Genomic DNA, 14,155 nt, shown 5'->3' on the forward strand with positions numbered 1-14,155 from the left:
TTATCGCTTCCAAAAGTGGAGGATCAACGTCGTGCGGTTTTGCTGCTCGGTTTTGACCAGGATGTTGTGGATGTGGGTCTTGACGGTGCCCACGGCAAGGAATAGCTCGTCAGCGATCTCTTGGTTCGATTTGCCCAGCACAACCAGACGCATAACTTCGGTCTCACGGTTGGAGAGCTTGTAGGCGTTGCGATAGAAGGGCATCTGCTCTTCGATGTGTCGATCAAGATCGCTGACGTTCTTTTCCTCGGGTGCCTCCTGCATGCGGATTGAAAGCACGTGGTAGGAGTAGATGATCAGCAGAATCACAAAGTAGCAGGCAAAGACGTTTTCGCTAAAGTTGCGCTCGGACAGATATAGTTGCAGCCAAGAGGGCGCCAGACTCATGGGGACAATCAGAATGTTGTAGAAATCCTCGGCAACGATGCAACCGACCAGAATAGCGCCGATAATCAGGTGCTTTCGTTGGTTGTTAACGCGTGCCTTCAGCTCGACTTGTGTGCTCTTGCGTGCCGTCCAAAAGATATATAGCCCCACGAAAACAAGGAATACCTGACGCATCGTGTAGTAGAGCCATTGATGAATGGGGCCGTAGGGGACAGCGACGATAATCAGCGACTCGCACAGCAAAAACGTTAAGACGGGGATAGCGAACTGCTTTTTAGAATGTTTGTCGAGCAAGTCCATGGCAATCAGCCAAATAAAAGCCTGCGAAGCGGTCGCCACAAGGGTCCGCAACACAGGCATGGTAATGGAGTAATAGTCGTTGGCCGGAAAACTCTGGTTTTGCAGCGTGTATTCAAAAAAGAAAATCTCGGTCATCTCGATGGCATAGCAGATAAATACGCCGCTGCCATAGACAAAGAAGCGTCGACGAGATGAGGCATAGGCGGCAAGCGAAAGCACTGCCGTCACAATACAGATCACGAGTATTGCTAGGGTATAGAAGAACATCAGAGTGTTCATCTGTCACCGTCCCATCTCATTTAATCTATGGCCGAGCTCTGTATACCTTGTGGGATATAGACGTCTCAACCCTTCGTTTCATTACGGATTAGGCGCCGAGATACAGCATAGCCGTATACCGTTCGCGGTTCTAGATGGTAAACCCCCTGTAAACTCTTGACCTGCGGGTTTATATTGGTTTAAAGGGGGTGTAACTCCGTGAACGGTCTTTAATCCCGAATAAACTAGGTAAAAATTGCATACGGGTGAATGATGGTCTTGTCAACACGAGGCGTGATGTTCGAGCGCCTCATAGTAATAGTCGGCAAGACCGGCGGAAAGGAAATCGACATGGCACTGCCTAAGGATTTCATCGACACCAACGACTTCACCAAAGAGCAGATCCTGGCTATCGAGGATCTTGGCCTGGCAATGAAGAAGGCCATCAAGGTTGACGGTTATTATCCGCACCTGCTCCGCAACAAGAGCCTTGGCATGATCTTCCAGCAGGTTTCCACCCGCACCCGTCTTTCCTTCGAGACCGCCATGTGCGACCTCGGCGGCCACGCTCAGTTCTATGGCCCTGGCACCATTCAGCTCGGTGGCCACGAGTCCCTGGGCGACACCGCTCGCGTCATGGGCGACCTGCTCGACATCATGATGGCTCGCGTTGACCGTCACAAGGACGTCGTCGGCCTCGCCAAGGGTTCCGCCGTGCCCGTCATCAATGGCATGTCCGAGTTCAACCATCCCACGCAGGAGATGGGCGACCTCATGACCATGCTCGAGAACCTCCCCGAGGGCAAGAAGATCGAGGACTGCACCCTGGCCTTCATCGGCGACGCCACCCAGGTCTGCGTCTCCCTCATGTTCATCGCCTCCAAGGTCGGCATGAAGTTTGTCCAGTTTGGACCCAGGGGCCACCAGATCCCCGACGGCGGCCTGCACGTTGGCACCGTTGAGGAGCGCGCCGAGTTCGGCAAGCAGATGATGGCCATCGCCGAGGAGAACTGCAAGGTCTCCGGCGGCTCCGTCGTCATCTCCGACGACATCGAGTGCATCAAGGGCGCCGACTTCATCTACACCGACGTGTGGTATGGCCTGTACGACGAGGAGGTCTCGGGCGAGAACTACATGGACGTGTTCTACCCCAAGTATCAGGTCACCATGGACATGATGAACTTCGCCGGCCCCAACTCCAAGTTCATGCACTGCCTGCCGGCCACTCGCAACGAGGAAGTCGTCGACGAGGTTATGGACGATCCCGAGCGCTCCCTGTGCTGGGTCGAGGCCGAGAACCGCAAGCACTCCATCCGTGCTCTCCTCGCTGCCCTGGGCAAGCGCACCCCGCTCAACGACGAGGGTGTCGAGTACTCCGCCAAGGCCGAGCTTCACGCCGCTCTCGAGGCTCTCGAGCAGCTCTAAGCCTTAAGCCTGCTAAACGCACGTTTGCGGGCGGCGGATGCTCGTCTCCTGTCGCCCGCTCACCGAGGCTCAGGCAATTGCCTTAGTACCTTGGGCCTCGGATCTGTCCAAGACTGAGCGAAGGAGCTCATCATGAGCGACGGAAAGAAAAAGCTTTCCTTTTTGACGGTCATTTCGACCATCATCTGCGTCGTCTTCGTTTGCGAGGCCGCCGCTCCTGCTGCTGCCATTGGCAACCAGCAGTTCTTCTGGTGGATCTTCCTGATCCTGACCTTCCTGCTTCCCTACGGCATGGTTGTTGCCGAGCTCGGTACCACCTATGACGGCGAGGGCGGCATTTACGACTGGGTACGCGATGGCCTGGGCGACAAATGGGGCGCCCGCATCTCGTACTACTACTGGGTCAACTACCCGCTGTGGATCGCCTCGCTGGCTACCATGTTCCCCGACATTATGGGCATGGTCTTTGGCGTCGAGTTCAACTTGATCGCCAAGATGGGTATCGATCTTGCCTTTGTGTGGATCGTCTATCTCATGGGCCGCTCCAAGGCGGCCGACTCCGAGTGGGTCCTTAACGGTGGCGCCATCATCAAGGTCGCCGTCGCCGTTATCGTTGGCGCTTTGGGCATTTGGTATGCCATGGAGAACGGTTTTGCGAACGACATGTCCGCTGCCACCTTCCTGCCCGAGCTCACCAACACCAACGCTCTCGGTTACCTGTCGATCATCATCTTTAACTTCATGGGCTTCGAGGTCATCTGCACCATGACCGACGACATGGCCGATCCCGCTCGCGATATCCCCAAGGCCATCATCGTCGGTGGCCTGTCCATCGCCGTGATCTACCTGTTCGCTGGCTTTGGCATCGGCGCCGCCGTGCCGGCCGACTCCATCGATCCCGACTACGGCATGATCGTCGCAGTCCAGACCATGGTGGGCGACTCCATGATCTTTAAGGTCATCTGCATCGCCTTCCTGATCACCCTGTTCGCCAACATGGCCGCTTGGTCCTTCGGCGTTAACTCCGTTGCTCGCTACGCTGCCGAGCACGGCAACATGCCCAAGGTCTTCGCCTCGATGATCTCGGATGACGACATGCCCAACGGCGCCAACCTGGTCAACGCTGTCGTTGCCTCCCTGGTGCTGTGCCTGCAGCTCGTTCCCATCGACGCCATCTCCAACGGTGTCTTCTGGATGCTCTTTGGCACCTCTGTCGTCTTCCTGCTGTTGACCTACATCCCGATGTTCCCGGCGTTCCTCAACCTTCGTAAGAACGACCCCAACCGTGAGCGCATCTTCACGTTCCCGTTTAAGGGCGCCATGATGAAGGTCATGCTGGCCATCCCCTGCATCGAGCTGGTTCTTGCCATCGTTGCCACGCTGATCCCGTTCTCCGCTGCTGAAATTGGCGACAAGGTCCCGATGATCGTTATCTTCATCGTGCTCGTGCTCATCGGCGAGGTCGTCCGCGTCGTCAGCGCTAAGGGCCGCGAGACCGAGTACAAGGGTCTGACCCCTGAGCTCGCAGCCCAGCGTCTCGCTGAGGAGGCCGCCGAGGCCGAGGAGAACTAGAGCACCCGGTTCTGGGGCTCCAACCCTCCTCGTGTACCAACGCGCGCTTCGTCGGGCTTGTCGCTCCCGACTCCGGGCACTCTAGCCTCTTCGGAGGCGTGTCCAAGCGACAGGTTTGCTAACCATTCCCCCGGGGTGGGTGTGAGCGATAGCTCCGGTAACCACCGCCCACCCCAATCTCTCTTCCGTATCCTTCGTGCGTTTTGTCTCCGCGCACTTGGTTACGTCGTCGCTTGCCGGTGCGATTCCGTGAAAACCGGCACCGGGCGCCCCGACCTTTGCCGGGGAACGGGCGCCTACCATCTCTTGGTTTTAGGCTGCGGGTAACCCGCCCGCAGCAAGCGATCGTTCGATTTGGAGGAAATCTTATGCGTACGATCACCGAGTCCGAGTCCACCCCCAAGGCCGACGGCTTCTTCATGCCCGCCGAGTTCGCCCCGCAGGATCGCGTGTGGATGGGCTGGCCCCACCGCACCGACACCTGGGCCCACGGCGCCAAGCCGGCCCAGAAGCAGTATGCCGCCATCGCCCGCGCCATCTCCGAGTTCACCCCGGTCTATATGTGCGCCAACCAGGTCGACTACGCCAACTGCAAGGCCGTCTTCGAGAACGACGAGAACGTCACCGTCATCGAGATGACCACCGACGACGCCTGGTTCCGCGACACTGCCGCCACCTACGTCATCAACGGCAAGGGCGAGAAGCGCGCCAACCACTGGCACTTCAACGCCTACGGCGGCCTCGTCGACGGCCTGTACTTCCCGTGGGACAAGGACGAGCAGATCGCCCTCAAGATGGCTGAGCTCTCCGGCTGCCGCCGCTATCGTCCCGACGACATGATCCTCGAGGGCGGCTCCATCACCGTCGACGGCGAGGGCACCCTTGTCGTGACCGACCAGTGCCTGCTTTCCCCGGGCCGCACCTGCTCTGCGGTTCTGGAGGAGGAAGAGGATCCCGAGTCCATCTGGCCCAAGTACCGCAAGAAGTTTGAGCCCTGGAGCGAGGAGCTTCGCGCCTACATGGACGAGCACCTCAAGGATTACCTGGGTGTCGAGAAGGTCATCTGGGTCAAGGAGGGCATCGACCCCGAGGAGACCAACGGCCACATCGACGACGTCGCCACGTTCATCGCGCCGGGCGTCATGGCCTGCATTTGGACCGACGATCCCGAGTATCCGTTCTACGAGCAGTGCCACGCTGCCTACGAGACCCTCTCCAACGCCGTCGACGCCAAGGGCCGCAAGATGAAGGTCTACAAGCTCTGCATGCCCGTGAACCCGCTGTTCATGGACCAGGCTTCCTGCGACACCATCGACGCCGACGAGAACGCCGAGCCGCGCGTCCCCGACGAGCCGCTGATCGCCTCCTACATGAACTACCTCGTGACCAACCACGGCGTTATCGTCCCGCAGTACGGCGACGAGAACGACCAGCTGGCCGTCGACACGCTCCAGAAGATCTACGACGAGGTCTGGGGCGAGGGTGTCTACAAGTGCGTCGGCGTTCAGTCCGAGCAGGTCGTCTTCGGTGGCGGCAACATCCACTGCATTACGCAGCAGGAGCCGTCCGCGTAATTGTCTGGCTTCCCGAGGCACGGCACCTTGCCCTTCAATCGTCGGGCATGACCCTTAAGGTCTATGCCCTCCTCTTTCAGGGCAATCTGCCGCACCTCGGAAACCCAGCCGATCAATCGGACAGTCGATGAATCGCACCGTGACCATCTCGGGGCATTGATGGTCGGTTTATTCGATGTCTTGGTCGGTTGGGTTTTTCTTTGGGCACTCCGTTGCTTCCACTTCGGAGTGCCCTTTTCTTTGATTGAGTACGCGTCTGGCCTGGGATTTTTTGCGGGTTAGGCCAATTGTTCGCTTGAATTTCCCAGGTCAGACGCGTCTTCAATTGCCGAAAGTTATCGGTCGTGAACGCGGCCGTTTTGATCGGAGTATCTATGTACCAGCGTATCGTTATCTACACGCGCCTGTTCCGCGAGCGTTGGTCCAACAAATGCATCCTCTCCTCTCTCTGGGATGGCACCTGCACCGGTGACGCGGCCTGCAACCCTACCTTGGGCTGCGCCTTCGGTACAGATGCCATCCTTTTTGCTGTAGGGGAAGCGTGCCATGGCAGGTAAAAAGTTCTCCCTGTTCGAGGTCATCCTCTCGGTTATCTGCGTTGTCTTTACCATCGAGGCGGCTGCTCCGGCATCTGCCATGGGTAACGTGCAGTTCTTCTGGTGGATCTTCCTTATCATTACGTTTTTGCTTCCCTATGGCCTGGTGGTGGCCGAGCTCGGTACGGCGTTCGATTCCGAGGGCGGCCTGTACGACTGGGTTCGCCTGGGCTTGGGAGACCGTTGGGGTGCACGCTGCTCCTGGTGCTATTGGGTCAACTTTCCACTGTGGGTGGCAAGTATCGCCTGCATGTTCCCCAGTGTCATCAATGCGGTATGGGGCATCGAATTTTCGCTTGGGGTCCGAATTGCCATCGAGCTTACCTTTGTGTGGGGCGTCACGGTCATGGCAATGCAGCCGGTGGCCGAGGCCGATTGGGTCATGGATGGCGGCGCCGTCATCAAGGTGCTCATTACCGCCGTGGTGGGAATCATCGGCATCTGGTTTGCCTGCAACAACGGCTTTGCCAACGACATGTCGTTTAAGACCTTTGTCCCCGATCTGGGAGACACTAACTCACTGACGTATCTTTCAATCATCCTATTCAACTTTATGGGCTTTGAGGTGGTCGCGACCTTTGCCAGCACGATGAAGAACCCATCGCGCGATATCCCCAAGGCGGTTATCGCCGGTGGCGTTGCCATCGCGGCGATCTACATTATCTGTGGCATCGGTATTGGAGCCGCGGTTCCCACCGAGCAGCTTTCACTCGATTCGGGCATTGTGGACGCGGTTGCCGCCATGGTGGGGCGCGCTCACCCGCTGACGATGGTCGTGGGCGTGGCCTTTTTGGTGACGCTGTTCGCCAATATGATCTGCTGGAGCTTTGGCGTCAACAACGTAGCGAGCTATGCCGCGCGCCATGGCAACATGCCGCGTCCCTTTGCGTTGGTGTCCAAAAAGACCGGCATGCCCAACGGCTCGGCGCTCATTAACGGCTGTTTTGCCAGTCTGGTGCTGCTGCTCCAGATTCCGCTGGGTGAGGGTTCCGACGTCTTTTGGGTCTTCTTCTCGATGAACGTCGTCTTTCTGCTCATGAGCTATATCCCCATGTTCCCAGCGTTTTGGCGTCTGCGCAAGCACGATAATCGCTCGCGTGTGTTCCGTGCGCCTTTCGAGGGCAAGGTGCTCGCGGTGGCGCTTGCGATTCCCGTGGTGGAGCTCGTGCTTTCGATTGTTGCTACGATTGTGCCGCTCAACAGCTCACCTGCCGAGATGGCAAAGTTGCCGATTCTCGCGGGCGTAGTGATTGGCCTGTTATTGGGCGAGGTTTCGCGCCTCATATCGCGCCGCGGCCGAAGCGTCGACAATCCCGGCGTTGGTGCACGGGGGTCAGGTTACTTTGCACCAAAACAGTAAGCGCCGCGAGTTGCGCAGCGCTTGGTGCATCTTGGATTACTGTTCGCGGTGCTCGGGATCGGAAACGAGCTTAGGCGCAAAGAAGGGGACGTGGCCCAGATAGGGGCAGCTGTCCGAACGCTCTTCGACGACACAGGGGACGTCATTGTAGGTAAGTGAGTCGCACAGGTGGACGATGGCCTTGGCGGCAGGGGCAACGAGTATTTTGAGCGGTGCGATAGGCGCCATGGCATCTCCTTTCATCGGTGAGACACAGCTTGTTTATCTAAACGATACAGTACGTTTAATCGGTGAGTCTAATCTTGCGGCAAAGAATCTGTCAACATCCTCACGGCATCTAGACAGGGGAGGCGGGCATGAGTTTCGCGTTCTATATCTACACCACGATTATCATGGGTGTGGCTCTGGTGACCAGTGCCGTGGCATTGGTGGTTTGGCTCATGACGCGCCGTCGCGACAGCCTGGTGGCCGCGGCGGGCTTTTTGCTCTACATGCTCGATATGTCGGTCATTTTTTTTGACGAGTACAATCGGCTCAAATACGAATACGCTGTTACCTTTAGCGAGCCGTTGCAGCACCCCTTGCTGCGCTGCGTGCTCGGTATTGCCATCTATGCCTGCGTGGTACTGTGGATGTTTGCGCGCTTGCGCAAAAGACCGACGTCGCGCATGCTCGGACTTGCTATCGTGCCGTTTTCAATCTTGCAATTGGTGCTGGTGCCTCGCAGCGGTGCTGCCGGAGAGGTGCAGCAGTATCTCTTTTGGCTCACGCGTGACCTGGGCAATGTAGGATGTCTTGCCTATGCCGCCTGGCATTACCGGCACAGGGCCACGCGTGTTGAGAAACTCGACCTCGACCGCTCAAAGCTCTTTTGGAAGGTGGCACTCGTTCTTGCGTTTTGCGTAATCGCCGAGGACACCTACATGATTTTGCTCTGCCGCCCCGACTCTCAAAACCCCGTCATCAGCCTCTTTTTGTGGTATCTGTCCGAGCGCAATATCTCCGAAAACGTGCTGCTCGTGGTATGCGCGGTCCAACTCTTTTGCCAGTTTAGCCATATCCTGCGCGTGTATGCCCGTCATCCGCGTGCCGATGAGGACGTGGCGGCCGAGAGCGCACGCTCTGGGGACGATCTAGCATCACGCGTTGTGATCTATGCCGATGCCCATAAGCTGTCGCGGCGCGAGCAGGAGGTGCTCACGCTGGTGCTGAAGGGCAACGACGCCCAAAACATCGCCAGCGAGTTGGTCATCAGCCCTGGCACTGTCAAGGCGCACTTGCATCGCATCTACGTTAAAAGCGGTGTCTCCAACCGAGATGACCTCATAGATGCCTTTTGGCGTTCCTAGCCCTATTTTTCCTTGAATGCGAGCCTTGCCGATAAGGCGGGCGCCGTTGGGCGTAATGAAGCGGCATTAATCTCAGACAATAAACCCGCAGGTAAAAAGTGTAAACCGGCTTAAACTGACCGTTTGCGGCCCCTGACCTTGGCATGGGTTTGCCCCTGTGTATCAATGGATATAGCGCGAAGCCGCGGACGTGAGACAGACATCTGAGTACGGCTTACAGGCACGCGCCGATGCGGGAGTGCTTTGCTCCCGACCGAAAGCCAGCGCGGGCGGTGTACCCGCGTTACATCCTAAAACGTCTGAGGAGGCTCACATGGAGAAGGCTGATGTAGTAATCAAGAGCAATGCCGTTTTTACCGGCGATGGGATCGAACCGTTTAAGGGCGGCGTTGCCGTGCGTGGCGATAAGATCGTTGCCTGCGGTGACGATGCCCACTTGGCGCCGTTTATCGGCCCCGATACTGAGGTGCGCGACTTTGGCGACCAGCTCGTTATGCCTGGCCTGATTGACTCGCACACGCATTTTGCTCAGGGTGCGTTTATGACCGACCCCGATTTTGCCGTCAACCTTATCGATTGCACCAGTTTTGAGATGGCGATGGAGCGTGTTGTAGCGTTTGCGAACGCCCATCCCGATAATGAGTGGATTCTGGGCTGCCAAATCATTCAGTTCCAGTGGGATATCCCCGAGATGCCCACGGCCGCGATGATCGATGAATACATCTCCGACCGCCCGGTCTTCCTGCAGCAGGTTGACCTGCATACCTTTAGCGCCAATACCTGTGCCATCAACAAGGTGGGAGTGACTTCGCAGACGCCCGATCCCGCAGGCGGCAAGATCCTTAAGGATGCCGACGGCAACCTGACGGGCGTGTTTTCCAACAATGCCGGCTCCTTCTTTATGGATGAGGTCTACGACCCCGCGATGGACGTTGCGGAAGCTTCGTTTACCAAGACGGCAAAGCGCGCTAACAGCTTTGGCATCACCACTGTCGGCATGGTCAATCCTACGTTTGTGAGCATGGAAAACCCGTATGCAGTGCTTGCGGATCTTAATGCCAAGGACGAATTGCCGCTGCGCGTCTTTTTGTACACCGATCTGTTTGAGAACGAGAGCATGACGCTCGATCAAATCAAGGCCAAGTACAACTTCCCTGGCACGCAGGTCGAGTGGCACGGCTTTAAGCAGTTTCTTGATGGCGTGTGCTCCGACCACACCGCTTGGATGCTTGAACCCTATTCCAACGCGCCCGATACCTGCGGTGAGCCCGCGGAGGATCCAGAGCGCATCCGTGCCGCCATTGTCAGGGCGCAGGAATGGGGCGTTGACACGCGCGTCCATACGATCGGCGATCGCTCGGTGCGTTTTGTGCTCGATTGCTTTGAGGAGGGCGAGCGCTTGCATGGTAAGCGGGGTTGCCGCCACTCCATGGAGCACAACGAGACGGTTCAGCCCGAGGATCTGCCGCGCTACGCAGAGCTTGGTATATGCCCCGGCATGCAACCGTGGCACATGCTGCTCGATATGGCTGACCTTGCCAAGGACGATGCCGTGGGCCCCGAGCGTGCTGCGCTTTCGTGGCCCCTGCATAGCCTGCTTGCCAGCGGTGCCGTGGTGCACCTGGGCAGTGACTTCCCCGTTGTGGGCTTGGAGCCCATGGAGGAGGTGTACGGCGCGGTCTTCCGCATGCTCGAGGACGGCTCCAACCCAGAAGGGTGGTTCCCGCAGGAGCGCATCACCATGGCCGAGGCCCTGCGCGCCTACACCTACGGCAGCGCCTACGCCATGCATGCCGAGGATCGCATCGGTACGCTCGCATGCGGCAAACAGGCTGATATCTGTGTGCTCGACCGTAACCTCTTTGACTGCGAACCGGCTGAGGTCCTCGAGGCCACGGCGTCTCTCACGATGATTGCCGGCAAGGTGGTCTACGAGGCCTAGCGGGGCTGCTGCATCGCTGGGCGGTGCCGCAGCCTGTGCGTGCCGCCCATCCATTCATGCATCCATTCATCAATCTCTCATGGAAAGGGGAGAACAATGGCAGAAGAAACGACCGCCGCTGTTGAGGAGGAGCGTGAGCTTGCCTCGCAGCCGATTCCCGGCCTGGTGCGCAAGTACACCATCATCACCGGCCAGGGTATGCTCGCCCAGATTATCATGGTGGTCCTTGAGGGCCTCGTGATGGGTTGGGGCCTGGGTGCACACGGCCTGGCCTGTGTTTCGATCATCATGTCGGTCGAGTACATTAACCTGGCCTTTGGCAACCTGTTTGGCACCGGCGTGCCCGCCGTGGTGGGCAACCTTTTGGGTGCCGGCGACATTAAGGGCGCCAGCAAGGCGTTTAGCCAGGGTTTTTGGCTTACCACGATTGTGAGTGTGCTGCTTGCTGTGGTGATGGCTGTGTTTACCGAGCCCATCTGCGCATTCTTCGGCGCCACGCCCGACATCATGGCCGATACCGTTGCCGGCGTGCGCACCTTCTCCGTGCTGCTGCCGCTCACGGTCATTGGTCAGATGGTCACCGCCGTCATGCGTGTGGACGAGAAGGTTCAGATCCAGGCCAACCTCATGACCGTGTCTGCCATCGTCGCTATCTGCTGGCTTGCGCTTTCCACGTTTGTGCTCAAGCTTGGCGTTATGGGAGCTGGTGTGTACTACGGTCTTTCCATCGGTATCTGGGCCATCGGTATCTTCTGGTTCATCGGCGGTAAGAAGTCGCAGCTCCAGATCAGCGCCGCCGACCTCAAACTCGACATGGCCATCTGCGGCCAGATCATCAAGATTGGTTTCCCGTTCTTTTTGGTGCAAGCTGCCACGTTCATCTTCAACACCGTTGCCAACTCGTTGCTTGGCCAGCTCGGCGGCGACATGGGTTCGCTCTACATCGCGGCCTTTGGTGTGATCAACGGCTACATCCTCTACATTACCATGATGGTCGCCCAGTGCTTCTCGTACGGCCTGCAGCCCATTGCCGCCTTCAACGCCGGCGCCAAGGCGTGGGCGCGCCTCAAGGAAACGCTCTCCTGCACGCTTAAGTACCAGGTCGTGACGCTTGCTGCGGTGTCTGCTGTGCTATGGGTGGCCGCAACGCCGGTCTGCGCCTTTTTTGCTGGTAGCGATCCGGCGCTCGTCGAGGTTGCCGCCAACGCCACGCGCATCGTTATCCTGGCCGTGGCCCTGGGCTATCTTGCCATGACCATGTCGATGTACTTCCAGGCGGTTGAGAAGGTGGGTATCGCCACGTTCACCGGTCTGCTCCGCTACGTGATCTGCTCCGTGCCGCTTATGTACCTGCTTGGCAACATGATGGGCGTTCAGGGTGTCTGGTTTGCCTTGGTGGCGGCTGACGCCATCACTGGTCTTATCTCCATCGCCCTCGCCGTCCGCGAATCCAAGCGACTTGCCACGCTCTAGACTCGGACACGGCCGGCCCGCGATAGTCGAATAAGTCAACTCGCCTGCAAGCCACCACAATGGGGACAGTTCCCATTGTGGTGGCTATTGTTATTTAGGGTCTGAGATTTCGGCTCTATAAATAACGTTTTTGAACTGGGCTACTAAAAGATTGTGGAAAACACTACTACAAGATTATGGAAAACGCTACTGCAAGACTATGGCAAATGATACTATACGATTATGGTAACAGCGTTATAAGGGGCGTTGATATGGCCGAGTACATTAACAGGGATTTGCATGAGTTGCTCATTCGCATGGCGGGTTGGTTTCCTGTTGTGTCGTTGACGGGGCCTAGGCAGAGCGGTAAGTCTACGCTGGTTAGGCATGCCTTTCCCGACTATTCCTATGTCACGCTTGAGGACCCCCAAACGAGGCGCGCGGCCTTGGAGGATCCGGTGAGTTTTATCCGCAACCGAAAGGGCGGACTCATCATCGATGAGGCGCAATACGCCCCGGATTTGTTCTCGATGATTCAGGTTGTTTCGGATGAGCGGGGAGACGCCGGTCAATACATCCTTACGGGATCGCAAAACTTTTTGATGATGAAAAGCATCGGCCAGTCTCTTGCCGGGCGAGTCGGGATCTTAAAATTGCTGCCATTTTCGTTTCGAGAAGCGGAGAGGGGCCAGCAGGGGCAGTTGGAAGTGGATTTGTTTGCGCTCGAAGGGGGATACCCTCGCCTGCGTTCCGCCGGAATGCCGTCCTCGGTTTATTTCCCCAGCTATATTGATACCTATGTTGAGCGCGATGTTGTGGGCTTGCTTGACGTGCGCAATAAAGCGGAGTTTCATAAGTTACTGTCCATAATTGCCCAGAGCGCCGGTGCTCTCATTAATATATCTTCGCTTTCTCGAGATACGGGTGTGAACGTATCGACCATTAAAAGCTGGTTGTCTATCCTGGAGCAGAGCTACCTGACGTTTTCACTGCAGCCTTATTATGCAAATGCCAGGAAACGTTTGACTAAAACGCCCAAGCTTTATTTTTACGACACGGGGCTGCTCTGCTACTTGCTCAAAATTGGATCACTGGAGCAACTTTTGGAGAGCCCTTATCTGGGGGCAGTTTTCGAAAACCTCATCGTTTCCGAAACGGCGAAGAGCCATCTCAACGTGGGCGAGAATCCCGAGTTGTATTTCTATAGGGACGACGGCAAGCGAGAAATCGATTTGCTCGACTGCACAAACTCAGGGAGTCCCAAGGCTATCGAAATAAAATCATCCAGAACGTATCACGATAAGTACGCCCGCCATTTACAGGCTGTATGCGATGAGATCGACATTGCAAAAGATGCGCGCTATGTTGTGGCCCGCGTGGATTCAACGTATGAGTCGAAAGACTGTAGCGTGGTCTCGGCGCGTGATTGGCTTTTGCGATAACAAGTTCGGCGTATTAACAACTGCCGCGAAGGGTCCGGATCCCTTTCGCGGCGGTTTTTTGCCGATCCGGTGCGCCTCAGATGCAAGTGAGTAGGCTTTTTTGGATCTGTCGAGCACACCGCGACAAACGCTAAATAAAACCGCAGGTCAGAGCTGTGGCGTTTTGGAGTGTGCTCGGCCTCCTGCAAAAGGTCTACTCACTTGGTTTTTCGGCGAGAAGGCCGCCGCAAGGGCAAGTAGCTCCCCTCGCGGCGGTTGGCGTTTTCCCAGATAAAACCTGCCAAAATAAACCTGTCTACTCTTTGAGCCAGAGCCGACACTAATTCAAATGGCGAAATCAAAGGGCGTTCTCTGCATGGAGGGCGCCCTTTTTTATCGCGGGATGTTTTGCGTGGCAGTCATGAGGCCCAGGCGGTTGCTGACGCCGAGCTTGCGATAGATGGCGTTGAGGCTTATAGGACAAAATGTGTGTCCCGATAGAACATCCGTTTCCATCCA

11 protein-coding genes are annotated in these 14,155 nt (G+C 57.1%); 9 read left to right on the forward strand and 2 right to left on the reverse strand.

From position 1 onward, the window contains the following. Entirely contained in the window at positions 1-966 is a 966-nt protein-coding gene (locus DWX63_RS06755; protein ID WP_117843202.1) for a response regulator transcription factor, read from the reverse strand. A 330-nt stretch (positions 967-1,296) separates the two neighbouring features. On the opposite strand from DWX63_RS06755, the gene ptcA reads away from it, so the two are divergent. From ptcA to DWX63_RS06780, 5 genes are all read left to right on the forward strand, one after another. After that, positions 1,297-2,370: a putrescine carbamoyltransferase gene (gene ptcA, locus DWX63_RS06760; protein ID WP_117843203.1), complete on the forward strand. Its 1,074-nt coding sequence runs from the start codon at positions 1,297-1,299 to the stop codon at positions 2,368-2,370. A gap of 132 nt (positions 2,371-2,502) precedes the next feature. After that, a complete protein-coding gene (locus tag DWX63_RS06765) occupies positions 2,503-3,942 on the forward strand; it encodes an APC family permease (RefSeq protein WP_117564698.1) in 1,440 nt (479 codons plus the stop codon). Between the two features lie 368 nt (positions 3,943-4,310). Beyond that, positions 4,311-5,516 carry an agmatine deiminase family protein gene (locus DWX63_RS06770; protein WP_022094159.1) on the forward strand — a complete coding sequence of 402 codons (1,206 nt, stop codon included), beginning with the start codon at positions 4,311-4,313 and terminating at the stop codon, positions 5,514-5,516. A gap of 374 nt (positions 5,517-5,890) precedes the next feature. After that, on the forward strand, positions 5,891-6,073 hold the full coding sequence (locus DWX63_RS06775) for a hypothetical protein (protein WP_117843204.1): 183 nt from the start codon (positions 5,891-5,893) through the stop codon (positions 6,071-6,073). Further along, positions 6,063-7,472, forward strand: coding sequence for an APC family permease (locus DWX63_RS06780; protein WP_117843205.1), 1,410 nt, complete (start codon positions 6,063-6,065; stop codon positions 7,470-7,472). The genes DWX63_RS06775 and DWX63_RS06780 overlap by 11 nt, the downstream gene beginning before the upstream one ends. Before the next feature lie 36 nt (positions 7,473-7,508). On the opposite strand, the gene DWX63_RS06785 is transcribed toward DWX63_RS06780, so the two are convergent. Beyond that, a complete protein-coding gene (locus DWX63_RS06785; protein ID WP_117640166.1) occupies positions 7,509-7,700 on the reverse strand; it encodes a hypothetical protein in 192 nt (63 codons plus the stop codon). 128 nt (positions 7,701-7,828) lie between these two features. On the opposite strand from DWX63_RS06785, the gene DWX63_RS06790 reads away from it, so the two are divergent. The 4 genes from DWX63_RS06790 to DWX63_RS06805 all read left to right on the forward strand — a co-directional run bounded on the left by DWX63_RS06790 (position 7,829) and on the right by DWX63_RS06805 (position 13,657). Then, positions 7,829-8,821: a helix-turn-helix transcriptional regulator gene (locus DWX63_RS06790; protein ID WP_117640167.1), complete on the forward strand. Its 993-nt coding sequence runs from the start codon at positions 7,829-7,831 to the stop codon at positions 8,819-8,821. 313 nt (positions 8,822-9,134) lie between these two features. After that, positions 9,135-10,763, forward strand: a complete 1,629-nt coding sequence (locus DWX63_RS06795) for an amidohydrolase (protein ID WP_117843206.1) — start codon at positions 9,135-9,137, stop codon at positions 10,761-10,763. Between the two features lie 96 nt (positions 10,764-10,859). Beyond that, positions 10,860-12,236 carry an MATE family efflux transporter gene (locus DWX63_RS06800; RefSeq protein ID WP_089572364.1) on the forward strand — a complete coding sequence of 459 codons (1,377 nt, stop codon included), beginning with the start codon at positions 10,860-10,862 and terminating at the stop codon, positions 12,234-12,236. 251 nt (positions 12,237-12,487) lie between these two features. Then, a complete protein-coding gene (locus DWX63_RS06805) occupies positions 12,488-13,657 on the forward strand; it encodes an ATP-binding protein (RefSeq protein WP_197032249.1) in 1,170 nt (389 codons plus the stop codon). Positions 13,658-14,155 lie beyond the last annotated feature (498 nt).

The organism is Collinsella sp. AF20-14LB (assembly GCF_003459505.1).
Classification (GTDB): Bacteria; Actinomycetota; Coriobacteriia; order Coriobacteriales; family Coriobacteriaceae; genus Collinsella.